This window comes from Flagellimonas crocea (genome assembly GCF_033441595.1).
In the GTDB taxonomy this organism is placed as follows: Bacteria; Bacteroidota; Bacteroidia; order Flavobacteriales; family Flavobacteriaceae; genus Flagellimonas; species Flagellimonas crocea.
The window spans coordinates 70,621-95,273 of the sequence record NZ_JAUZVX010000007.1 but is presented as its reverse complement, the minus strand read 5'-3'; the positions used below and the strand labels follow the sequence as shown (position 1 = coordinate 95,273).

At 44.6% G+C, this 24,653-nt stretch carries 15 protein-coding genes; 1 reads left to right on the top strand and 14 read right to left on the bottom strand.

Going from position 1 to position 24,653, the window contains the following annotated elements:
• Positions 1-7: 7 nt before the first annotated feature.
• The 6 genes from SD449_RS18695 to SD449_RS18670 all read right to left on the bottom strand — a co-directional run bounded on the left by SD449_RS18695 (position 8) and on the right by SD449_RS18670 (position 10,192).
• Positions 8-850: an ATP cone domain-containing protein gene (locus tag SD449_RS18695; RefSeq protein WP_318312784.1), complete on the bottom strand. Its 843-nt coding sequence runs from the start codon at positions 848-850 to the stop codon at positions 8-10.
• Between the two features lie 71 nt (positions 851-921).
• Complete coding sequence (locus SD449_RS18690) at positions 922-4,065, bottom strand: efflux RND transporter permease subunit (RefSeq protein WP_318312783.1); 3,144 nt, start codon at positions 4,063-4,065, stop codon at positions 922-924.
• 11 nt (positions 4,066-4,076) lie between these two features.
• Positions 4,077-5,285 carry an efflux RND transporter periplasmic adaptor subunit gene (locus tag SD449_RS18685; protein ID WP_318312782.1) on the bottom strand — a complete coding sequence of 403 codons (1,209 nt, stop codon included), beginning with the start codon at positions 5,283-5,285 and terminating at the stop codon, positions 4,077-4,079.
• Positions 5,275-6,729 carry a TolC family protein gene (locus tag SD449_RS18680; RefSeq protein ID WP_318312780.1) on the bottom strand — a complete coding sequence of 485 codons (1,455 nt, stop codon included), beginning with the start codon at positions 6,727-6,729 and terminating at the stop codon, positions 5,275-5,277. Before SD449_RS18680 ends, SD449_RS18685 begins: the two co-directional genes overlap by 11 nt.
• Before the next feature lie 242 nt (positions 6,730-6,971).
• Positions 6,972-9,512 (bottom strand): ABC transporter permease, encoded by a 2,541-nt coding sequence (locus SD449_RS18675; protein ID WP_318312778.1) that lies wholly within the window; start codon positions 9,510-9,512, stop codon positions 6,972-6,974.
• A gap of 2 nt (positions 9,513-9,514) precedes the next feature.
• The gene (locus SD449_RS18670; RefSeq protein WP_318312776.1) at positions 9,515-10,192 is read right to left on the bottom strand and encodes an ABC transporter ATP-binding protein; all 678 of its coding nucleotides are present in this window, start codon (positions 10,190-10,192) and stop codon (positions 9,515-9,517) included.
• Between the two features lie 46 nt (positions 10,193-10,238).
• Between SD449_RS18670 and SD449_RS18665 the strand changes: the two genes are divergently transcribed.
• Entirely contained in the window at positions 10,239-10,931 is a 693-nt protein-coding gene (locus SD449_RS18665) for an arylesterase (protein WP_318312774.1), read from the top strand.
• Positions 10,932-10,963: 32 nt separating this feature from the next.
• On the opposite strand, the gene SD449_RS18660 is transcribed toward SD449_RS18665, so the two are convergent.
• The 8 genes from SD449_RS18660 to SD449_RS18625 all read right to left on the bottom strand — a co-directional run bounded on the left by SD449_RS18660 (position 10,964) and on the right by SD449_RS18625 (position 24,555).
• Positions 10,964-12,397 carry an SLC13 family permease gene (locus tag SD449_RS18660; RefSeq protein ID WP_318312773.1) on the bottom strand — a complete coding sequence of 478 codons (1,434 nt, stop codon included), beginning with the start codon at positions 12,395-12,397 and terminating at the stop codon, positions 10,964-10,966.
• 85 nt (positions 12,398-12,482) lie between these two features.
• Positions 12,483-15,137: an exo-rhamnogalacturonan lyase family protein gene (locus SD449_RS18655; protein ID WP_318312772.1), complete on the bottom strand. Its 2,655-nt coding sequence runs from the start codon at positions 15,135-15,137 to the stop codon at positions 12,483-12,485.
• 22 nt (positions 15,138-15,159) lie between these two features.
• Entirely contained in the window at positions 15,160-16,005 is an 846-nt protein-coding gene (locus SD449_RS18650; protein ID WP_318312771.1) for an ROK family protein, read from the bottom strand.
• Complete coding sequence (locus SD449_RS18645) at positions 16,005-17,261, bottom strand: MFS transporter (RefSeq protein WP_318312770.1); 1,257 nt, start codon at positions 17,259-17,261, stop codon at positions 16,005-16,007. Before SD449_RS18645 ends, SD449_RS18650 begins: the two co-directional genes overlap by 1 nt.
• A 51-nt stretch (positions 17,262-17,312) precedes the next feature.
• Positions 17,313-18,200 carry a PIG-L deacetylase family protein gene (locus tag SD449_RS18640; protein WP_318312769.1) on the bottom strand — a complete coding sequence of 296 codons (888 nt, stop codon included), beginning with the start codon at positions 18,198-18,200 and terminating at the stop codon, positions 17,313-17,315.
• A 194-nt stretch (positions 18,201-18,394) separates the two neighbouring features.
• On the bottom strand, positions 18,395-19,774 hold the full coding sequence (locus tag SD449_RS18635; RefSeq protein ID WP_318312767.1) for a RagB/SusD family nutrient uptake outer membrane protein: 1,380 nt from the start codon (positions 19,772-19,774) through the stop codon (positions 18,395-18,397).
• 17 nt (positions 19,775-19,791) lie between these two features.
• A complete protein-coding gene (locus SD449_RS18630; protein ID WP_318312766.1) occupies positions 19,792-23,313 on the bottom strand; it encodes a TonB-dependent receptor in 3,522 nt (1,173 codons plus the stop codon).
• Between the two features lie 66 nt (positions 23,314-23,379).
• Positions 23,380-24,555, bottom strand: coding sequence for a FecR family protein (locus tag SD449_RS18625; RefSeq protein WP_318312764.1), 1,176 nt, complete (start codon positions 24,553-24,555; stop codon positions 23,380-23,382).
• Positions 24,556-24,653 lie beyond the last annotated feature (98 nt).

Here is a 24,653-nt window from a genome sequence, read left to right as displayed (position 1 = left end):
AGTATGCTCAAAGATTACAAAGTGCTTTCATTTCTTTTAGGATGCGTTGCTTTCTGCCTGAGGAAACCCCCAAGTGGTCCAATAAAAAAATATGGTCCATCAATTGACGGCAAAGGACGACATCCCGTTCCAGTAAAAAATGTTTTTCTCTATTGGAGAGCAATGTGGAAACCGTAATCGGATATAACCGTAACCTGTCAATCCGTTCTTTGAGGCCATCGCCCTGGGGAAAATCCCAGCTAAGAAGGTAAAGCCCGGCACACTTGCCATATTCCAGCGCATCTTGTGTAAATCGGGTATTGGTGACCACCCAACCCTTGGTCTCCTTAAAAGTTTTATGCTTTTGGGACTCGATGGGCCGTTTTACATCATTATATCTTGAGTTGATGTACAAAGGGACTTTTACATTGCATTTAAGCCCGTCCTCTCCATGGAACTTGCACTCAATAATATTCAGGGTGCCATTTTTTGTGGCGATCACATCAACCTCATGGGAAACACAGCTCCCCTGTAGCACCTCACCAATTTTGGTCTCGTATCCCGAATAGTGTAAAATTCCACCTATAAATCGTTCAAAGGGAAAACCGGTGGGTCCAAGTTCATAAATAGCTTTTTTGAGCTTGTATTTTGATGCGTAAACGGATTCTTTTTTCTTTAGAAGAGCAAAGGCCCTATTGTATATTTCGCGGGTGGTAATTCCTTGATAGAGTTCATCCTTTACACGTTGTACGATTTCCTCCACCATGGCTTCGGATGCACCACTGAACAGAAGCGAATCCTTGAGTTTTTCCATGGAGAAATCCACTTTTTCCCCGGTTGATTTGGTGATATGAAATTCCTCCGTTGCCATACCACTAAATTACGCAACCTTTTTAGTTCCGATTCTCAATTTTTCCAAAAATTAGAGGTTCCGGATACCAATCAGGAAACAACACTCTCGGAAACATCTACTTTCTTCACTGTTCTTCCCTTTTGTATGGAAAGTCTCGCATCTTCCAGTATCAAATATAGACAGGGAACAATGACCAATATGATCGCTGTGGCGAACACGATTCCAAAGCCCAAGGAAATGGCCATTGGAATCAGGTAGAAAGCTTGACTGGAGGTTTCCAAAATAATGGGTGCCAATCCACCAAAGGTGGTCATGGTAGTTAGTATTATGGGACGAAACCTTCGCAGTCCTGCTTCGTGAATGGATTTGTATATGGGGTCGCCCTCTTTACGGCGTTTGTTGGCATAGTCTATCATGATCAAAGAGTCGTTCACCACCACACCGGATAGCGCAATGACCCCCATCAAACTTACCAGGGAAAGGTCGTAACCCAGTAAAATATGCCCAATCACTGCCCCGACGATTCCAAAGGGGATGGCCGTCATTACGATCAAAGGCTGTATGTAACTGCCAAAGGCAACGGCCAACAAAGCGTAAATGAGCAACATGGCAATTGCAAAACCTGCTTTTAAGGTACTGGTACTTTCCCTCATATCGGCCTGGCTTCCTTCAAAACTCCAAGTTATTCCGGGGAAATCCGCCCTGAGCTGTGGAAGGGTCTCTTCCTGCACCTTGGCAATAACCCTGTTTACGGAATTTGCGGGTTCCACGTCCATACCCACGTTTACCACTCTACGGCCGTCCCTACGATTGATACTGGTAAACGCTTCCCGTTGTTTTACCTCAACCACATCCATCAACGGGACTTCTATACCGTCTTGTGTTCGAATCAGGAAGTTTTCAAGATTTTTGATGTCCTTGCGTTCCTCCATCGGCAATTTCACCCGGACTTCCACCTCATCCATTCCGCGGAGCTGTCTCAAGGCCAATGCGCCAAAAAAACCATTTCTTACCTGTCTTCCCACTTCGTTGGAGGTTAACCCAAGGTTTCTTCCTTGTGGCAATAGGTTGAAATCATATTGAAGCTTTCCTTTGTTATAATTGTCGGTAACATCCCTTGTGTTCGCAAAGGTTTCCATACGTTCCACAAAGGCACTGCTCGCCTTTTCGAGGACATTGATATCCGAATGGCTCAAATCAATGCTGATGGCCTGGCGAGCACCTCCGGGTCCTCGTTCTGCCTCAAAGGTAATTTGGTCCACTCCTTCGATATCCCCAATATTATCCCGCCAGAGGGCAATCATTTCCCCCGCAGTAATGTCCCTCTGATCTGGTGGCAGCATTACAATTTCTACATCAATAAAGTTCTGTCCCCTTACATTGGTTTTTATGCCTTCGGCAACTTCGTATAGGTTGTGCTCTTCGAACATTCGCTGGGTGGCATCAGAAATGTCGTGGGCCACTTTGGCGGCTTGATCGGGTGTTGTGCCCACGGGCAACCGAACTCCTGCCTCTATCTCGTCAGCAGCGACCTCGGGCATCATGATCATTCCCATATGGCCACTGTAACCATACCCTCCGACCATTAACAAAAGTGCGATTGCCACAGAAAGCGTGATGTAACGGTGTTTTAGACATGTATCCAAAAGGGGGCGGTACCGCTTATCAACAAATTCGTTGAATTTATTGGCGAAAGAGCCTTGCCAACCTTCCAGTTTTTGAACCCATTTGTTTTTGCTGGGGTCTTTTTTTAGGTGTGCCAAGTGAGAGGGCAATATAAAAAGGGCCTCCAATAGGGAAACTGCCAATATTACGATGACCACTGCGGGCAGCGGTTGCCAGAATTTCCCGGTTTCGCCGGGCATGAACAACAAAGGGACAAATGCAATAATCGTGGTGGTAATACTAAAGACCACAGGACTCGACACATCTTTGGTACCTGCAATTGCAGCTTTTATAGGGCTTAGCCCTTTTTTTCGGTATTCGTACACGTTTTCCCCAACAACAATGGCGTCGTCCACCACAATACCCAATACGACCAGGAAACCGAACATGGAAATCATGTTGACGCTTATTCCGATGAGGGGAAGGAAAATCATCCCGCCGATGAAAGAGACCGTCATACCCATCATCACCCAAAAAGCCAAGCGGTATTCCAAGAAGAGGGTAAGTATCAGCAATACAATGATAATGGCCAGTACGCCATTCTCGGTAAGCAAGGACAATCGTTCACGATAATCGGAGGCCCTATTGCTATCGGTTCGGTATTTTATTCCGGGCGGCAACTTAAAATCTTTTAGGATTCCCAACGCTGCATCCTCGATTTCCAATGGGGATTGATCACCGATTCTAAAAATCCGAAGTTCCACGTAATTTTCTTGGTTGAATTGACCATGAAATCCGGTTTCTTCAAAATCGTCCGTGATGGTAGCAATGTCCGCAAGGCTCACTTTGGCACCAGATGGGGAGGAAACTATGGTAATGTTACCGTATTCCTCGGCCCATTGTTTGCGCTCTTTCATCCGCAACAAAATTTCCCCACTTTGGGTCTGCACCGCTCCCGCTGGCACATCGTCACTGCTTTGACGGATAATATCGGCCACTTGGCCCAGGGTCAGATTATATTTTTGAAGGTTGTTTCGTGTTATTTCTATTCTGGTTTCATAATCCGGTACATTGTTGAGCTCCACTTGGGTGATTTCGGGATTGCTCAACAATATGGAACGTAATCGTTCCGCAAGAATACGTAGGGTCCATATGTCGGCTTTTCCATAAAGTCCGATTTGAAGCACATCCCTCTGTCGCGACCTCAGGCTTACCTCTGGACGTTCAATATCATCCGGGAAGGTACGGATACGGTTTATGGCCTGATCAATGTCCTGAAAGGCCTTCATTCTTTCTGCTCCCGCTACCAATTCTATATTGACCTCTCCCGAACCTTCATTGGCCTGGGAAACGATTTCCTTGATGCCCTGCACGCTCCTTACGGCTTCCTCTACCGGTTGCAAAACTCCTTGTTCCACCTCCGCCGGGGAAGCTCCCGGGTAGGCCACGGAAACATCCACAAAATCCAATTGAAATTCTGGGAACACCTCTTTTTGTATAGTGTACATGGTAAATATCCCTCCTCCCAAAAGAACCAGCATCAATAAATTCGTGGCAATGGAATTTCGGGCCATATAACCAATGGCTCCTTCTTTTCTTACTTTCTTTTTTCTCTTTTTCTCTTCCATAACACCCTCTTTTAATCATTTGCTTCCGAAGAAGTTTCTTCGGACTTCGTTCTCAATTCAATACCATTGCTAACGGTACTTAGGTTGGTCGATATGACCTTATCGCCCTCTTCCAAACCTGATTGGATATAGGCATATTGATTGTCACTCAGAATAATGTCCAATTCCCTGATTTCAAGAACATCATTCTTCATGACCCATGCGGTTTGGTTGCTCCGTACCAAATCTCGGTCCAGCCGCACCACATCGGGAATGGAGTCTGCCTGTATATGGACCTCCACGAAGGTTCCTATCATAAGCTTGGGTGCGCCCTCCAATTCTTTTGAGGTCGCCAAAGGATCATGAACCCTGACGAGAACCCTAGCCAAGCGTGTCTGGTTGTCCAAAGCTCCTATTTGTCTGTCCAAATAACCTTCTCTATGGCTTCCCATTGGCCATGCCGATGAGTTTTCTATGCGCACCATGGAACCTTTTTCATTGTCGCCCGTGGGAAATTTAAGCCACTGCAATCGTGAAATCGGAACTGTTGCGGTTACCCAATAGCTATCGGTTCCCACAATCCGTCCTAGATTGTCTCCTTGGGCCACTTGGGAGCCTGTGGTAACATTCTGACTTAGGATATGCGCATCAAAAGGGGCTCGGATGGTGGTCCGTTCCAAATTCAACCTTGCTTGGCTCATTGAGGCCCTTGCCGCTTCAATATTTGCCTTTACGGCATTCAATTGTGGCTTACGGAGCACCAATTCGGTTTCGTTGTCGGAAAGTGGGTTGTCGCCAAAGAGGGAGTCGTTGGAAATCAGCTGTAAATCCTGTTCCGCAATTTGTTGTCGGCCCATTTCTGTGGCAAGGGCCGTTTCGGATTGCATCAGTTCGCTTTTTCTCAGCTCCAGTGTGTTTTGATAATCGGAAGGATCTATTTGTAACAGAATTTCTCCTTTTTTGACAAAACCACCAGGGGTAAAAGCGGGATCTCGGCGTAGTATTTGACCGGATACCCGGGGACTGAGAACGACATCTTCGACAGGTTGCACGGTGCCCGTTGCCACAATGGTCGGCGCATAGGTTCCCTTTTCAGCTTTGACCACATCAACCAATATGGCCGTTTCAATACTGGCACCCTCACGTTCAGCTTCGGGTTCGGTAAAAAAGATAAGGGTGGTGACCAGAATTCCCCCTGCTAGAATGGCCAAACAAATCCAAATTATTTTTTTATTGTTCATAGAGTTCGTCTAGTTTACTTTTTTTATTGTCCACATCTCGTCCAGTATCAAAACCACCGGCCAATGCCCTATAAAGTGCGATTCGTATTTGAATATGCTGCATTTGGGCGTCCACGTAGTCCCTTCTCAGTTGTTGTTCCTGATCAAGGCCCAAAAGGACATCCAAATAGGGACTGAAGCCATTCAGGAATTCTACCCGCAGCTGTTTGTTGCTTTTTTCCGCCAGTTCCAATTGCCTTTGAATGTTCTCCAATCTTTCCGTCTGCTTTACATCTTGCACCAATGCGTCCTCCACTTCCCTGAAAGCGACCAAGGTGGCCTGACCATATTCGTACAATCGTTGTTGTTTTATTGCCGTGGTCCTGTCGATTTCGGCATTTAAACGTCCTCCATAAAATAGCGGTGCCAAAATATTTCCCGCAATGGAATACGCCCAGTTATCAAAAAGGTTATCAAAATTGTTGGATCGTAATTGTCCTCTTCCGCTCAAAGAAATCCTGGGATATTTACTTTGCACCGCTGAGGCCATGTCGCGGTCGGCAGCAAGCAAGAGGGCAAAGGATTGCTTTAGATCCGGTCTTCGCCTTACAAGTTCCAATGGTAGTCCTGTATTTGGCAATTCGGGCAAATCTGGTAAGGAGGTCTTATCTGTTTCGATTCCTATTTGTGGCTGTTTCCCTAAAAGAACGGATAGTTGATTTTCCAGAAGACGGATATTCGTTTCAAAGATGATTTTCTGTTCTTTAGTACGCTCCAGTAATTGGGCCTGACGCAAAATATCCACAGCTCTGATCTGTCCGCCCACAAATCGCGAACGAATGAGTTTGATGATAGCTTCATTGGTCTTTATTTGATTCTCGGTGATTTCAAGCTGTTTTTTTGCCGTGACCCATTGGTACCATGTTGTGGCAATTTCCGCCGAGAGTGAAAGGGAGATGGCCTGATAATCAAAATATGTGGCCTCCGACCTAAATTTTTCCGCATTCACCGCGGTACCTATTCTTCCCCATAGATCCAACTCGTAACTGGATAAAAAACCCAATTGCGTGTTCTCCCCACCTACAAAATCCGGTTCCGGTAATGTAATCGCGGACTGGGCGGATGCTTCAATGGAGGGCCACTTATTGGAAGCTTGCGACCGGATGGAAGCCCTTGAGGCCAAAGAACGTTGCCAAGTGGCCGCCAAGTTCAAGTTGGCGGCCATGGCGCTGTCTATCAAAGTATTTAATTGTTCATCCTCAAAAACTTGCCACCATTGATCATTGACCGTGGAATCACCACTTTCGGTAAAGTCCTCAAGTTCATCCAATGGAAGAGAAATCTTTGAATATTTGGGCGAACAACTCAGGTACAATAATCCTATAATGGAAAATAGGAGCAGCACCTTAAAAAATCGTTTAAAATACAGCTGTTGACAATTCCGTACCGTTCTGTTTTTTAGCATTTTGTGTTTTTAATAAGACCTTGTTTAGGAAGCTTACATACCTATTAAAGTGAATTTTGGGGATTTTTGAAAAAAAAACCATTCCAACAACCATTAATACCCCCCCAACAACAGTTTTCACCCTTAAAATTTGGGTTTCAATGCGTATCTAAAACCAAATTGATCGTGAGGGCCTTCTTAAATTACGGAAAAGCAGGGTGATGGGCAAGCCAAAAAAAAGGTAACGATCGTGAAACCTGTCTTTATTCCTTTTCCTTTTTCAATACAGATAGGGGGGAGTTTCTGACGATACTTAAACTATTGACCACTCCCAAAACAAATACCAAAAGTGTGATAGCGGGGAGAATGACAAAGAAAGGAATCCATGATGGTGCAAAAGCACTATCGAACAAAGTATATGCCAATAGCGAACTTCCCAAAACAGCGAGCAATACTCCCATAAAAGCACCTAAAAATCCGAGTACGGCATACTCTATGGCTATCATTTTCAAAATCTGGGCACTTTGTGCACCCAACGTCCTAAGCAGGGCTCCCTGTTTTACCCTTTGGTGTTTGCTGCTGTAGATGGCCCCCATTAGTACGGCGATACCCACAAAAATGCTGAAAAATGCCATAAAGTTGATGACCCATCCTATTTTACCCAAAATATCTTCCAAAAGGTTTAGAATTCGTTTTAAATCCAGAATGGAGACATTAGGAAACTCACGGACCAATTTTTGCTGAAGCTGGGCAGAACTATTGTCATTTTCGGTTCTCGTGGTCATTACCCCGAACTGAGGTGCATTCTCCAAAATCCCGGATGGAAAAACAATGGAGAAATTGGGCTGTAACCTTGTCCAATCGACCTCACGTATGCTCGCAACTTCAGTATCCATTATTCTTCCTTGAACGTTGAACGATACCGGGTCACCGATAGCTACTTTGGCCATGTTTGCAAAATCACTGCTCACTGAAATAGGAATGTCGGAGCCCAAATCCGCTTGACCTACCCACTCCCCTTCCAACAGTCGTTCGGAACCAATAAGACTGTCTCGGTAGGTAACCCGGAATTCATGGTTCAGAATCCACCGACCCACTTGGGATGTCGAATCCTTTCTGATATCCTCGACGTGTCGCCCGTTGAGCGTTTCGACACGCATGGTAACGATAGGAATCCTATCAATAACCGATAATCCCGATGCTTCAATGGTTTGGGAAACAGCAGACATTTGTGGATTCTGGATATCCATAAGTATCATGTTAGCGCTATTGGCTCTATCCTCAATGGCCGCTTTTTCCAAAAGCATGTCCTTGGTAAAATATAGTGTGCTGATCAAAAAGGTTCCAATGCCAATGGACAATACCAAAACCAATGTCTGATTCTGAGGCCTAAACAGATTTCGAAGTCCCTGCCGGGCGATAAAACCCCATGAATGTGGAAACAGTTTCTTCAGCATCGCCATAAAAAATCGTGCAACGGCGGTAAGCACCAAAAAAACGACAAGAAGCCCACCAACAAAGAACAAAGAGCGCACTACATCTTTTAAAAGCCATAAGGAGAAACCGAAAACAAACAGTACTATTCCCAAGCCTACGGCCGTAGTGGCCTTTCTGGACCGCGGCGGGTTTTCCTGTACCACGCGTAACGCTTGAAGCGGTGAAACATACAGGGTTCTCATTAAAGGATAGAGTGCAAACAGGACCGACATGGCCAAACCCAACGAAAGTCCAAGTAAAAAGCTTTGAAATGAAAATGTGACCGCTACATCCACCGGCAACAGATCGCCCAATAAGATAGGAAACAGCTGTTGCAGGAGGTATCCGAAAGTTGTGCCCAACAGTCCTCCAATGATTCCCATACCTGCTATCTGGATAAAGAAAATTAGATAGCTCTGCCGTTTTGAAGCTCCCAAACATTTAAGAACGGCTATGGATTTGATTTTCATCTGGACATAAATTCCCATTCCGCTGGCAATACCAACGCATCCCAAAAGCAAAGCAATAAAACCTACAAGATTCAGGAATTTTCCAAAATTTTCGTATCGCCTTCCCATGCGTCTGGCTTCGGAAAGATGGGTATCCAAATCGGCTTCTTCCAAATCGAGAACGGGCTCTACCTCTTTGCTCAAAACGGCCATATCCTGACCGTCCTTCGCTTTAAAATAGTATTTATATTCTATCCGGCTTCCTGTTTGGACAAGACCGGTCGAATCGATATAACGAAAGGGTACCAGAACCGGAGGAGCAATGGCGCCGAACACGGAAGTGCTTCCCGGTACGGTTTCCAATGTCCCTGCTATGGGTAGCGTGACCGCTCCCAATTTGATGCTGTCCCCTACCTTAAGGTTCAATTGTAGCATGGTGGTGGCATCCACCAACGCTTTATCCTCTCTAAATTCATCGACCGCTGAAAGGGGACTGGTTTCCAAATCCCCATAAAATGGAAAGCCTCCCTCCACCCCTCTGACTTCCATCAGTTTGGCACCTTTGTTGCCGGGGAAAGCTGCCATGGACAGGAAATTGATTTCACGAGCATCGGCACCTCCCAACGAATCCATGATTCCCCGTACCTTGTCATTTACGGGCTTATCACTTTCGATTACATAGTCAGCTCCCAAAAGGGCCTTGGACTGCGAGGCGATATTTTCCTTCAACAACGAACTGAAGGAGTGTACGCTAACAACCGCTGCAACCCCCAAGATTATGGAAAAAACGAACAACAAAAGTTTGCCATAGCTTGCCTTTCCATCTCGCCATGCCATTTTGAGCAACCATAAAAATCCCGCCTTGTTCTCCTTTTCCATGTTCAACCTATGGTTTTCTCTATTTTTCCGGATCGTAACCGGATGCTTTTGTCTGTTTTTTGGGCCAGTTCAAGATCATGGGTCACGATAACCAGTGCCGTTCCTTGTTCCTTGTTCAGTTCAAAGAGTAGATTTTCTATTTTGGTTCCGGTCTCGTCATCCAAATTTCCTGTTGGCTCATCGGCAAAAAGTATGGAAGGTTTATTGGCAAATGCTCGGGCCAGCGCTATGCGTTGTTGTTCCCCGCCGGACAATTGGGATGGGTAATGCCCCGCCCTATCTTGAAGCCCAACCTTGGACAGAAGTTCCTTTCCTTGGTCCATGGCTTTTTTAACACCACGAAGTTCCAACGGTACAATAATATTCTCCAAAGCGGTCAAGGTGGGCAACAGCTGAAAATCCTGAAAAACAAAACCTACTTTCTGATTTCTCAACCGGGCCCTTCCATCTTCATCCAGTTTGAACAAATTTTCCCCACAGAGCCAAATCTCGCCCTCATCCGTGGTGTCCAGCCCAGCACATAACCCCAATAAAGTGGTCTTTCCGCTACCCGATGGGCCAACAATGGCAAAGGTTTGGCCACTCTCCACTTCAAAGGAAACATTATTGAGCACATGAAGATCATGCTCTCCGCTACGATAGGTTTTAGAGAGCTGTTGAACTTTTAATATCTTTGACATAGCTAGTTTTGGTTAAAACTCTCAAAATACTAAAATCCTTATCACCATGAAAACCCAACGCTTTCCAAGCCAGTTAATCTTTTGTTATTTTTTGGCGCTCCTGCTGGTGGGTTGTGGTGAAAAAAATAATCAGAAAAAGTCCGACGAACCAACTACCGAAGAGGTTACCACTGGCGAATCCAAGGATTCCAATAAAAAGATATTGTTCTTTGGGGATAGCCTTACCGCAGGATACGGACTAGAGGTAAACCAAGCTTTTCCGGCCATTATCCAGCAAAAAATTGATTCCCTTGGGCTGGACTACAGTGTGATCAATGCAGGTTTGAGCGGAGAAACAACCGCAAGTGGAAAAAATAGGTTGGAATGGGTGTTGGAAGATGGTATCGATGTCATCATTATTGAACTGGGGGCCAATGATGGCCTTAGAGGTGTACCCCTATCGGAAACCAGATCAAACTTACAAAGTATGGTGGATACGGTTCAGGATAAATTACCGGAAGCCAAAATTATTTTGGCCGGAATGAAAATCCCACCGAACATGGGTCCTGAGTACACTTCTGAATTTGAGCATATTTTTCCGGAACTGGCCCGTAGTGAGGATGTTCTGTTGATTCCATTTTTATTGGAAAATGTGGCGGGAATTCCCGAGCTCAACCAGAATGACGGAATCCATCCTACCGTAAAAGGTCAAAAATTGGTTGCCCAGAATGTTTGGGAGGTATTGAAACCGGTTTTGTAAGCTTCGTCCATTCTTCGCTCCATTTTTAGTTTTTAAAAATCCCATAACCTTGGCAACAAATAAAAAACTGCCACGGACATGAGTATTATGGATAAGATATTCATGAAAAATCCGGTCCGGACCATATCCGGAATCCGTAAATAGCCAGACCCAAAGACAACTGCGTTTGGCGGTGTCGCTACCGGTAACATAAAAGCGCAAGAGGCCGCGGATGTACAGGCTACCATCAATAGATAAGGGTTTATGCCCAAGGTTAAGGCCAAAGGCGCAAGTACGGGAAGCATCATTGCAGTTGTGGCCAAATTGGAGGTTACTTCAGTTAAGAAATTGATACAAGTGATTACAAGCAATATCAGCATAAATAAAGGAAAACCATCAAAAAAGGTCATTTGAGCACCTAAATAACTGGCCAATCCCGTTTCCTGAAATCCTTTGGCGATGGCCATGCCCCCACCAAAGAGCAATATGATTCCCCAAGGTATTTTTACGGCTTCGTTCCATTTGATAAGAGGTTCCCCCGACCTATTGGCAGGAATAATGAAGAGTAGGATTGCTGCCCCGATGGCTATGATGGTATCATCAATATTAGGGATGAATTTTTGGAGCAAGAACGAACGCGTTATCCAACAAAGTGCCGTAAAAACGAAAACGAACAATACCATTTTTTCTTCTTTCCCCATAGGCCCCAATTCTGATAAAAGTCTGTTGATCTCTTTTTTTCCGCCAGGAAATCGGGCCTTGCCCAAAGGATATGCCAAGCGGGTAAGGTAGAGCCAGGCCAGCACCAAGAGCACGGCAGACACGGGAAGACCAAACTTCATCCATTGCCAAAAACTGATGTCTACCCCATACGTTTTTTGAACAAATCCGGCGAATACCAAATTGGGAGGCGTCCCGATCAAAGTGGCAATTCCTCCAATTGAAGCGGCATAGGCTATGGAGAGCATCAATAATTTACTGAAAATCTTATTCTCGTTCTCCGGGGTCTGGGGATTGTCCTTTAATTGTTTTACTATGGAAACGGCCATGGGCAATACCATTACCGTGGTTGCGGTATTGGAAATCCACATGGACAAGAAGGCGGTCGCGACCATAAATCCCAGCACAATGGTATACATGTTTGTACCGATGGCCTTAATGATATAAAGAGCAATCCTCCTGTGCAGGTTCCATTTTTCAATGGCCATGGCCAACATAAAACCACCCATGTACAGAAAAACGTATTTGTCTCCATAACTTGCTGTGGTATCTCCCAAAGGGATGGTATCCATAAGAGGAAACAGAATTATGGGCAGCAATGCTGTAACGGCGATAGGAAGCACTTCGAACACCCACCAAATACCTATCCATACGGTTGCCGCCAATATATCCCGACCTTGATCGGACAGGCCTTCACCCTTAAAAAATAAATGGATGAGAGTAAATAGCAGCGGACCCAGTACAAATCCAATTTTTTTGTATGTCATCGTGTTCTAGTAGTTTGGTTAGTTGCAAAAAGAAAAGGGGCAATCGGCACCTGGCCGGATTACCCCCCTTCGAAGATTACGCGTTTTAGTCGATATTTTCTTTATCCATCCAATAGATCAAGTAGGGAACATTATAGGCATGTGTCCAACCAAATACCCGGAGTCCCTGATTTGTCTGCCAATTGGTAAAGCGTCCCTTGCTTTCCGGCAAGTTGGATATTTTTAGGAGGTCTTCACTGTAAGATTGTGTGTTTTCGTACGCTTCGGGCGCTTTGGGCAATTCTCCCACCTTAAGCAGTTCGGCCCTTGCCAACGCCTCATCCAAATAAACTTTGTCTCCGCTGATCTCATACCCTAGCAGCAACGGATAAATGGTGGCCAAATAGGACTCCATTTCATGGTTCAAAGGTGGAACGTCCTTGACCCATCTTGCATGTTTCAAAAGGGCTTTCCTTACCTCTTCATTACCCGTTATCTGTTGGTATTTGTACAGTCCTTGAGCCACATAGGTTTGACTATATCCATATCGGTCCAACAAAAGATTGCCTCCTTGGCGTTCTTGGAACTCGAGCATCAAGTCGACTCGTTCGTCCAGTTCATCCTTATATTTTTGAAGCTTGGTGGCATCATACAACTCCACTAAGTTCAGCACAGAAAGGTATAACCTACGTCCCCTCAGGTCATGATCTCCCCAAATTCTTTTGATATAGGTATCCCCTGTCATTTTTGCCACTTCCAAGGCTCTATGGTCGGCAGAAAGATAGTAATCGGCTATCCATCCCTGTATCCAAACGTGGGCACTCAAAAGTGCATACCAATGCTCGTTGGCATGTCGCCGACCTATTCCCAAATAGGGAGTGGATTCCGGTTCGTCCTCATAGTTCCAAAAATCGATGGCGTCGTTTATCTCTCCATAATACGTCCGCTTTTTGGGCCAGTGTATGTTGTCGACATCCATGGTATGCCGGCTCATGGCCTGGGCCAATTTATAATATTTCGGGTTTCCCGTTCTCATAAAATTGGTCCACAGCATAAAATCCACGGTGGGTTCGTTGTTCGTCCATTGAACCCATCTACCGTTGAAAAAATAGCTTTTTCCGTCTCCATAGTCGAACATACCGTACCAAGGTTCGTGTTTTTGGCTATAGGCCCACCATTGGAACCTGTACTGCAAGGAATTTTCAAACTCCGGATATTCCTGGGAAGCCGGTGCCATGTTGCCATATACTTTGGAATTGGTATACCACTCTGGATCGGCATGTGCAACGGGACTTTCTATCACGTAATCCATTTTATCCCCAACTTCCTGCTCGGGACTGTTATCGTGGAAATAATAGATAAATTCAGTGGTCTTGGTGATTCCCTGCGCAAAATTGGCCAACATACCTCCATCGGGTTCGGAATTGTGCCTTGCAAAACTCATGGGACCGTTTTCCTTGGGCCAAATGCTGCCAAGTAATATATTATTGGTCGGGTCCACCTCGATCCCTTTGGGATATTCTTTCATAAAATTTTTGATACCAACCCCTACACCACGGGTACCATCGGTCACATTGAGCCATCCTTTGGCCCGCTGGGATTTGGCCATCGTATTTTCTCCCTTGGAAACCGTAGCTTCAAAACCAAGTTTTTCCTCAACTTCTTTATTTTCTTGATTGTCATCAAAATTGTTCATATACAAACTTCTCAGGCTTGTACTTTTTCTGTATCCAGGACCTTTTTGAAGGAGTTGAACAGGACCTTCGTTATCGACGGTCAGCTGTTCCATTTTGGTCGATGCTTCATCGTTTTTCCAATCACCATCGTAAAGTGGCATGGAAACGCTTACATCATCATCCAAATGGTATTTCAACTGAAGTCCGACGCCCGCAATTTGATCATTGGGCTGCGTCCAACCCTTGTCATCTTCTGTGTTCTCGGAGATAATTTTTTCATTCTGAGTGGCAATATTGGCATGCTCGCCTTCTTGTTGTTTATGCTTGTCCGGAATGCCAGTATAGGTCATTGTATGCAATACCCTTATATAACTTTCCCCTGCATAGGCGTGCAACCAAATGGTAAAGGGGGACAGATTGTTATCGTCCCGATTATAGGTATAGGTCCCCTCTATCCGGAATATAGTATGCATGGGACCTGATCCTTTTTCCCTAAAAACTTCATTGATCACGGCTTTGGAAGCATCGATTCCCGAATCGTCCAACAAATCCAGGAACGACCCCCTGTTTTTTTCCGGAGCGGAAACCAGCAATTCTTTTTCATCAAATTTTCCATCTCCATTCGAATCTAAAAATACCTCATCCAAAAAACCGTTTCCTTTTTTATGTATGGAGAAGGACAACGGTCCAGTGTTTACATCTATTCCTCCCTGCGGTCTCATATTGTTGGTAGAAACAATTTTTTCTGTTGGAAGCATGGGCACGACATTATTTCCATATTCCAATACATAATCCTGCGTTTCCTCTGAAAAGAAGAACACCCATATCCATTTTACGCTATCGTCCGTTGGCCCCCAGTTGCTTACCTCGGTGGTTTGGCATGGAATTTCTTTTCCATCGGAAGTCAACAATCGAAGATGGTCCACGGAATTCAATTCGCCTTTTGGAAAAGGTATGCCCAAGGTTATCGGGGCTCCTTTTTTATTGTTCTCTACGGTAATACTCACCTGTTTTCCGGAGGCTTCAGGTTTGGCACAGGATTTTAATAAAAAACATGCCAATAGTATTGTTACTGCTATTCTCATTTTCTAATTAAGGTTATTCATTTTACAGACATAGTGCAGCTGCACCCAGAATGGGCGAATCCACCAAATCTGATGTTTCGATTTTAAAATTTTCCAATTGTTTTTGATAGGCAAATGAATTTTGGGCCTCTTGCAGAGCGTCCTTGAAAAAAGGGTATGCATTACTTATGGAGCCGCCCAGTATTATTTTTTCCGGGGCAAACAGGTAAAGAATGGCCTTGATGGCCTCTCCCAAATGCACCCCAAACTCGCTGAAAGCGGATAGGGCCACATCATCGTTTTCCAAAGCTTTTTGATAAAGGACCTTGGCTGACTGGCCATATTCCTGCTGAAAAAAGAAACTGCCTGCATATTGCTCCAAAATTCCATTTTTATAGGGAAGCATGCCCACTTCCCCTGCGCCGCACAAAACACCGTTGTACAACTTATTGTCTATTAAAATACCCATACCGAGTCCCGTACCTAGGGATAATGCCACACAATCTTTATGACCTTTGGCCTTTCCAAAGTATTTTTCGCCCAATGCAAAACAATTGGCATCATTGTTCAAGTGCACCGGAACATTAAATTGCTTTTCTACAAGATTCTTCAGTGGAACTTGTTTCCATGAAGGGATGTTCTGTACATCATATACAACACCGGTATCTGGGTCCACCACGGCCGGAACTCCAATACCAATGGCTTCTACGGAATCGGTCATAACTTCATCTATGGTTTCAAAAAGAGTGGAGAGCAAAGCTGCTTCGGTGGCCTCTTTGTTCACAGAAACAAGGCTGCTTTGTACCACTTGGTCGACCTGAACCCTTCCCGCTTTAATTTTGGTGCCTCCAATGTCGACACCAATCACCGTACCCCTGTTGTTTTCCACTAGTCCTTTTTTAAGCTTATGGTCTTATTGTTCACTAATGGTTTTGCCCAAAATCCGATGGTAAGGATAAAGGCCAAAGGAACCATCAAAAAAAACATTCCCGATTTCAAGGATATGAGCTCTCCCAGTCCTCCCACGATAAAGGGGATTACGGCCCCGCCGGCAATACCGGTGCATAAAATGCCCGACAACGAGCCGTGGTGCTCTTTTACGGAGTTCAATGCCAAAGAAAATATGATGGAGTACATTACGGAGATAAAGAACCCGACCATGGGAAAACCGATCAAGGCCATTTGCGCCGATCCTGTCAAGGCAACGATTAGGCTTATTATGGTTATGGATGTGGCCAAAATGAGAAGTTTTCGACTATCCATAAATTTTAACAGCAATAGTCCCAAAAGACAACCTACCGTCAGCATTGCCCAAAAATAGGATACCGTATCGGCACCAACAGTTTGAGGGTCCAGGCCGTGATATTGGTTCAGAAATTGGGAAATCCAGTTCCCTACCCCCTGCTCCGTTCCCACGTAGCAAAAAATACCCAAGAAATAAAGAATGGTCCATTTGTTCTTTAAAAGATCCCAGTACGAACTGGAATCGCCGGCTTTTTCCTCTTCGGTCTTTTCAAACTTCGGGTATTTGGTCAAAAAGACATAGATGAACAACAGCAATGATATAGCCGCAAACACAATATAAAGGGATGCCCATGGCAAATCTTGGGGCACCCATCCCCTAAGCGTTTCGGCCAATGCATCGCCTTGATTGTCCTCTCTTACCAAATATTTGTACAGATAAGGGCTTAAAAAAGATGCTGCACCAAAGACCAATTGTGCCAGCACGGAGTTAAAGGCAAAATGTTCCTCGCCCCCTGCCACGCGCAACATTGGGTTAATGATTACCTGAAGAACGGCCATACAACAGCCCAAAACAAACAAGGTAATACTAAAAATACCGTATTGGGGAAGCAATGCAAAACCCAGGGAAGCAAGCGCCATGACCAAAAATGATATGGAAAGTAATGTCCTCTCGCTATACTTTTCGGATAAAAAGCCTGCCGGAATGGACATAATGCCATATGCGATAAAGAAAGTGAACGGCAATAGGCCTGTTAAAGTAAGGCTGAGGTCAAAACTATCCTTTACATCCACAATTATGGAATTCAGGATATTGGTAATGAAGGATATTACAAAAAATACGATCATTACCAACCCGATAATATGGATGTATCTTTTGGTCGTGGGCTTGCTGGTCTCCATTGTAAGTTGGTTGGTTAATTAATTGGATTCTACCTGGGTGGTCAGTGCTTTTTATTTTGATCCCAACATGGGGAACATTTCCTTTATCTCCTCATCCGTCGGTTGTTTTCCGTATTCACAGATTTCAAAGAATTCCACTTGCTTTACTTTGGACACATCTACGTTCGGATACCATTTCTTAACGGCCTCCAAAGTGCTTGGGTCCGGCTTTCTGTTCATCCATTTTTCTTTCAGCCAATCCAAACGTTCCTGCTCACCGGTAGGAATGGTGGAAATATCTACCCCATTGGTCCAGGGCAACCACTCGAACATTTGGGAATCGTGGGCGGCCAGGCCTTTTACCTTGGTGTCTATCACATCATCCACAATAACAGCGATGTCCTTCTGAAATGGATAAGGTTTCTTAAAATGGTCGCTCATGTAAAGAAAAACAGGATTCTTTTCAAGTGGTGGTGTATCCGGTGCAACGTTGGGCACAATATTCATATAGGCGGCATCTTGCACTACGGAACCTGCATTTCTGTGATCAGGATGATAATCGTTCGGCCTTAATCCAAGCACGATGTCCGCATCCCAGTCACGAATACGACGGATCACTTCCAAACGCACATTTAAGGTTGGAAACAATTCACCATCATGGTTGTCGAGTACCTCATACTCTGCAATGCCCAATGCTTTTGCGGCATCTTTGGCTTCCTGTCTACGCTTTTTGGCCAAAACGCCCCCGCCCATGGCATAATGTCCGGCATCTCCATTGGTCAACGCCAAAAACTTAACGTTGTGTCCCATTTTGGCAAATAGTGCGGCGGTTCCACCAAATTTGGAATCACAGTCATCCGGGTGTGCCCCGATGGCCAAAATATTCAAGACTTTTTTCTGTTGGGCCTGAATCGTTGTGAATGCAAAGCATAAACAAACGGCCATTATTAATTTTCTCATTGTTTTACTGATATATGGTTCGTTAAAATTTTACAATTCTTGGGCTGGTCGCCCCTATGGACAACTATTTTTCAGCCATGTTTCAAACAGTTAGGATATTGATTTACCCATAGGTATAAGTAGGTAATCCATGGTCCCGGGTTCAATCAAACTAACTTAATGAATGAAAACATTCTTCTTAATAATTCAACTTTCTAGTTTTGTACAAAATTTGGATTGATATCCATTTCCCTCTGCGGGATAAAGAAATACTCCCTTGTATTCGTGATAAAGTCCTCCGCTTCCACAACCTTGTTTACAGCACCAAAACGCTTAAGGTCTGGCCATCTGTGGTTTTCAAAAGCAAGCTCTACCCTTCTTTCGTGAAGCAGTTTTTCCTCAAAGGTACCTGGGGTCGATGCATCGATATCTTCCAAACCGGCCCTGTTCCTTACCTCGTTGATCAATTCATAACTTTCAGGAGTTTCCCCCAAAGCCTCTGCGAGCATAAGCAATACATCGGCATATCGGAATACCACAAAATTGATGTCGGAATCATTTTCCACTGCGAGATCGGACTGATATTTTCGCACATGTCTAGCCTCAACGATTTCCCCCTCAAGATTTTCATAGGTGGCCCCCATGGAAACTTCGTATCGAAGATCTCCATCTTCATAGGCCTCCATCATAGAGACCGTTGGGCGATTTCTACCAAATCCGGAACCGGTCTGTAGATCGGTACTTGGTGAAAAGTCGTTTGTAAACAGACTTCCTTGACCGATGCCTCCGCTTATGTACTGTACCTCAAAAATGGATTCGGCATTGTTCTCATTGGCAACGCCCCATAAATCGGCATAATCGGGAAGCAATTCGTAACCATAGTTGTTTATGATACGTCTCAAAACGGTTTCAGCAGCAGAATCATTTCCCAAAGTCAACAATACCTTCGCAAGCAAAGTAGCTGCCGCGCCTTTTGTGGCCTTGCCCACTTCGCTTCCGGAATATGATATGGGAAGATTTGCTTCTGCTTCTGTCAAATCGGTGACCAATTGTTCCAACACGGTATTTTCATCTACCTGCACCAGTTCATCTCCCGAAATATAGGGTGTAAGTTGCAAAGGAATGTTACCAAAGCCAATGGCCATGTGATAGTATACCAAGGAACGGATAAAAAGGGCTTCCCCTGTAATCCTGTTTTGTAGCGATGTTTCCATTTCTATGGATGGAATACGTTCCAAGATGACATTGCAATTGGCTATTACCCGGTAAGATTCGCTCCAAGCCGAAGTAATCTGCTCATTGAGCGCATCCTCGGTAAAAGAGTTGATCTCGGTGTACTGACGGGCCAAACCAGTGGCATCAGGACCTTGGTCCGTGTTGTCGCTTCGCATTTCGAACATGGTCCAGTAGCCCCGTCCGTATACACCGGTACTCTGGAGCCCGGCATAACTGGCATTGATGGCGACCTGAAAATCGTCCGAAGAGTTATAAAAGTCCGCCTCGTTCCTGTTGGAAATTGGGGCGAGATCTGTAAAATCTTCGCTACACCCGGTAAATAGGGCCGTGCATAGCATTATATATAGAATTCGTTTCATTTTTTCCGTTTTTTAGGTTAGAACTTTAGGTTTAGCCCCATGGTGAAAGACTTGGTCAATGGAAATGCACCATAATCCTCCCCAGGTGTTAAACTATTCGTTGTAATACTACTAACCTCTGGATTGTAACCAAGATAATCGGTAATGGTAAAGAGGTTGGTGGCAGTAACATAGAACCTAAGTTTCTGAATCTTGCTTCCAAAAAACTTTTCGGTCGGCAAAGTGTAACCCAAGGTCACATTTCTCAATCGTACATATGACCCATCTTCAACTTGGAAAGAGGATGGCCTATTATTGTTTCCATGGTTTCCTGACTCCCTATCAGCTCTTGGAACCGAACCATTGCCAGGGTCTGAAGGAGACCTCCACCTTTCATTAAAAATAGCGTAGGAATTAAAATTGGCCTCACCATTTTTCATGTGCCTGGACGTCAGATTCAGAATTTCGTTGCCTTCCACGCCTTGGATCAAAAAGCTGAAATCTATATTCTTAAATGTAAGTCTGTTGTTGATACCCCATGTAAAATCAGGGAAGTAACTTCCCGTCACCGTTCTATCATCAGGAGTTATCTCTCCATCACCATCAATATCCTTGTACCTGAAATCACCCGGCGCCGGATCAGGAGCCTGGGTATCAAAAGGAGCATTATCGATTTCCTCTTGGGACTGATAGATACCGTCCACTACATAGCCATAGTAGCTACCAATGGGGTCACCTACCCTGGTCACGTGCCTAACCCCGGCACTACCTGATGAATAGATGGGTTCGTTCCCTTCGTTTAGGGAAAGCACCTCATTTTTGTTGGTGGAAAAGTTAATGTCCGTGTTCCAAGTGAAATCGCCAACAAAGTTTTTGGTGCTCAACGCCACTTCCAAACCTGTGTTCTGTACTTCACCAAGGTTCCTTAACGTGGTCTCAAATCCAGAAACTGAGGAAATGGCCACATTCAACAATAGATCTCTTGTTTTGGTATCGTAGTAATCGGCCAAAAGAAAGACCCTATTATTGAACAATCCAAGTTCGATACCGGCATCGATTTGCTCCGACTTTTCCCAGGTAAGGTTTGGATTTGGAATCGTGCTCTGCACAAGACCGTTGATCTCGTTTCCTCCAAGGTTATAGTTCTGGGGGGACAATAATCCAACTGCTCCATAATTGGGAATCTCAAAGTTCCCTGTCTGACCCCAGCTTAAACGAAGTTTGAACTCGGAAACCGTTTCGGAGTCTTCCAAAAATGACTCCTCGTTCAATCTCCATCCCACTGAAAAGGAAGGGAAGTATCCTGTTTGGTTGTTTTTTCCAAATCGGGATGATTTATCGGAACGTATGGTTCCTGTGAAAAGGTATTTATCCTTAAAGCTATAGTTGACCCTAAAAAGTGAGGATAGCAAGGACCATTGTTCTTTAACGGAAGTGCCCCCAAAAACTTGGCCTCCACTGACCGTAGGAACAAGATCGTCCGGATAGTTGTTTGCCAATACTTGTTTTAAGGTAAGGTTGTCCTTTTGGGCGGTATATCCCAAAACGGCATCTACATAATGGTCTCCGTATTCTTTCTTCCAGTTAAGCGTATTTTCCCAAAGCCAGTTGGTCTCCGTAGATGAGGACGCTTGTCCATAAGGGTTGCCGTCCGCTGAATTTCTGTACAGCAAGGTGTTCGCACGATAAAAATCCTGGTTGAACAGATTGATGTACACTCCTCCAAATGTTTTAAAGCTCAACTCTGGAAGAATATCATAGGTCAACCCCAAGGTTCCCCGGGTCTGAAACTGAAATATTTGATCGTCCACCGCTTCGATGATGGCCAATGGATTACTAGCTGTAGTGGTTCCACTGCCCAAATAAGATTGGTTGTTCAATTGGTTGATGGTACCGTCCGGGTTGTACGGACTCACCGTTGGCGAGTGTACGATTGCCGAATACACAATACCTGGAGGTGTTGCAAAATACGGGGACGAAGCTGGTACCCTTTGGTTTTCCGTAACCGTTGGCGCCAATCTAAAATCCAAATTCAATTTTTCGGACAATTGTGAGTTGAGGTTCAAAAGAGCAGAGTAACGCTCGAATTTTGCCTTGTCTATGATACCTGTTTGTGAAAAATATCCGGTAGAGGCGTAAAAACTTGTTTTGTTCCTAACGGGAGATGCATAGGAAAAGTTGTAGCTCTGTACCACTCCTGTCTTAAAGATCAGGTCTTGCCAATCGGTATCCGTACCGTCCCAGTTCACAAAGGATTCCGGCATCTCGTAGTTGCCATTTCCCCTGTCGCCTGGCCCGATCGGGTCATCTATGGAAGCTCCTTCAACAGATTGGAGGTAGTTGTTGTTTCTGGCGTCTCTGGTAAAATCTATCAACTCTTGTGCGTTCATCAAATCCAGTTTGTTCGCTACGGATTGCATGCTCACATAAGAATCAAAGGAAAAAACACCTTCGTCACCATTGGCACCTTTTTTCGTGGTGATCAACAACACTCCGTTACCACCTCTGGAACCATAGATTGCGGCCGCACTGGCATCTTTTAAAACCTGAATGGACTCTATGTCGTTAGGGTTCAACGTAGCCAATGGGTTAATTGTCGGTGGTTGAAAGGTCGCTCTTCTATTGGCCACTCCTCCCAATTGGCTCGAGGATGTCAGGTTTCGGGAGATTGGTATTCCATCTACCACGAACAACGGATCGTTGCCAGCAGAAATGGAACCGGAACCCCTTACCCTGATGTTCGGTGCAGCACCTGGCTCACCGGAAACCTCTTGCACCTGAACTCCGGATACTTGACCGATAAGGGCTCCCTCAGGGGTCAAAGCCGGAACTTCGACAATGGTTTCAGGAGTTATTGATACCACAGAACCCGTTACTTTGGTCTTGGCCAATGTACCGTATCCCACAACTACCACTTCTTCCAAGGCAGCGGCATCTTGTTCCATATTTACCGTTATGGAAGTTTGACCTGCCACATTTACTTCTTTGGGTTTATAACCGATGTAGGATACTTGGATAATGGTTACTCCCGCAGGCAACGTAATCGTAAAGTTTCCATCAAAATCGGTGGTGGTTCCCGTACTTGTCCCCTTGGCAATGATACTGGCTCCCGCAAGCGGAATTCCCGCTTCGTCCAAAACAAGACCTGTTAGGTTGGATTGCGGATTGCTCGTATCAATTTTCTTTTGTGGAATTAGATTGGGAAGTGTTTTGTCCCTTTTCTTGATCACGATTTGTCTTGCGATAATTTCAAAGGTCAAATCAGTATTCTTGAACACTTCGGCAAAAAAGTCTTCAACACAAAGATTTTCACCATTAATGGTAATCTTTCTGTTCACGTCCACTTCGGTGGCCTCATAAAAAAACTTGTAGCCCGTTGTTTCGGTCACAGTTTCGAATACATCGCTTAGTTTGGTGTTATCGAAGCGCATGGCCACTTTGTCATATTGTGCGCACGAAGCTGCACTGACCTGGCCGAACATAAACAGTAGGAAAAAGCCGTAAAGGATTTTTTTGCCCAGTCTTGGCGCTAATGCATATTTAGTTTTGGTTTTTTTCATAATTGAATTGGTCTAGTTAAGTATTTGTTTTTTGGTCTATTGGTTTTTATGTCATAGGCACTGTTTTTAATTAGGTTTGTTAATCGTTATTAAGTTTGCGTTTTTGTCGTAGCTAAAGTGGGTGTGCGCCTGAATGGTGCGCAGCACATGGTCTATATCCTCCTCATCGAACATTCCCGTAAACCTTCTGTTGTCCAATTCCTGATATTGATTGACAATCTTGATGTTGTACTGGCGCTGCAATCTTTTAATGATTTTGTCCATGGGTTCGTTCTCAAACGTCAATATCCCCTTGGTCCAAGAGATGTATGGCGTAACATCCACGTTCTCCACTACAAAATTCCTTTCATCACCATCTACTTTTGAAGCTTTTTGAGAGGGCTCCAGCATTTGCATATCCCCGTCTTTTTGCTCCAAGGACGCGCCCACTCCCACCGAGCCTTCAACCAGGACCACTTCGCTGGTCCCATCCTCTTCATAGGCCGATACATTGAATACCGTACCAAAAACTTGGGTGTACATGCGTTCTGTTCTAACTATAAAAGGTTGGTCTGGGTTCTTCGCTACTTTAAAAAATGCTTCACCTTGTAGATATACCTCTCTTTTGTCCATTCCGGAAAAGTTGGATGGATAGGTCATACTGGAACCAGAATTCAGCATAACTACCGAACCATCTTGAAGGGTTACGGAAAGATTTTTACCATAGGGGACCCTGATCGTGTTTTTTCTTGTCTTGCCCTTAGCCGGTTTTTCATCCTTTTGGCTCAAAACCCCTTTGACCAAGGAAACTACCGTATTGCCATTTTTACTGTGCAGTGTGGCGTCGGATTCCGGGTCCAATGTCAATACTTCGCCATTTTCCAATTGAAGGGTAATCTGATTCGGGTCCAGGTCGGTCGTTACTGCAATCGGACTATCTTGATTGATCAAAAAGAACAGGGACGACCCTATAATGATTACGGCTATTGCCGCATATTTCCATAATTGACCGCCAACGGCATATAATGGCCTGACTTTTTTATTCTCTTTTTCCTTAATGGTATGTAGAAAGTTCTCAAAGGCCTCTTCAGACTCCCAAGACCTCTCCTCGTAGTTGACCAGAAAATCTGCTTGTACCAATTTTTTGAAAACCTCTTGGTTGTTCCCTTTTTTGATCCACTCGTACAAAATGGCCAATTCTTCCTGCGAAGCCTCTTGGTTGATATACCTGGTAATTATTCTTCTGATATCAAGTTTGGTCATCTGAAAATTTTTGTCACTTTTATTAAGAGACGCCACAATTCCAAAAAACCCTTACAGAAATTTATTTTTTTAACATTTAAAGTGTGGAATATTCTTTT

Coding starts and splice junctions, on each gene's coding strand:
- SD449_RS18695 (WP_318312784.1), bottom strand. CDS start 850: ATGGCAACGGAGGAATTTCATATCACCAAATCAACCGGGGAAAAAGTG.
- SD449_RS18690 (WP_318312783.1), bottom strand. CDS start 4,065: ATGGAAGAGAAAAAGAGAAAAAAGAAAGTAAGAAAAGAAGGAGCCATT.
- SD449_RS18685 (WP_318312782.1), bottom strand. CDS start 5,285: ATGAACAATAAAAAAATAATTTGGATTTGTTTGGCCATTCTAGCAGGG.
- SD449_RS18680 (WP_318312780.1), bottom strand. CDS start 6,729: ATGCTAAAAAACAGAACGGTACGGAATTGTCAACAGCTGTATTTTAAA.
- SD449_RS18675 (WP_318312778.1), bottom strand. CDS start 9,512: ATGGAAAAGGAGAACAAGGCGGGATTTTTATGGTTGCTCAAAATGGCA.
- SD449_RS18670 (WP_318312776.1), bottom strand. CDS start 10,192: ATGTCAAAGATATTAAAAGTTCAACAGCTCTCTAAAACCTATCGTAGC.
- SD449_RS18665 (WP_318312774.1), top strand. CDS start 10,239: ATGAAAACCCAACGCTTTCCAAGCCAGTTAATCTTTTGTTATTTTTTG.
- SD449_RS18660 (WP_318312773.1), bottom strand. CDS start 12,397: ATGACATACAAAAAAATTGGATTTGTACTGGGTCCGCTGCTATTTACT.
- SD449_RS18655 (WP_318312772.1), bottom strand. CDS start 15,137: ATGAGAATAGCAGTAACAATACTATTGGCATGTTTTTTATTAAAATCC.
- SD449_RS18645 (WP_318312770.1), bottom strand. CDS start 17,261: ATGGAGACCAGCAAGCCCACGACCAAAAGATACATCCATATTATCGGG.
- SD449_RS18640 (WP_318312769.1), bottom strand. CDS start 18,200: ATGAGAAAATTAATAATGGCCGTTTGTTTATGCTTTGCATTCACAACG.
- SD449_RS18635 (WP_318312767.1), bottom strand. CDS start 19,774: ATGAAACGAATTCTATATATAATGCTATGCACGGCCCTATTTACCGGG.
- SD449_RS18630 (WP_318312766.1), bottom strand. CDS start 23,313: ATGAAAAAAACCAAAACTAAATATGCATTAGCGCCAAGACTGGGCAAA.
- SD449_RS18625 (WP_318312764.1), bottom strand. CDS start 24,555: ATGACCAAACTTGATATCAGAAGAATAATTACCAGGTATATCAACCAA.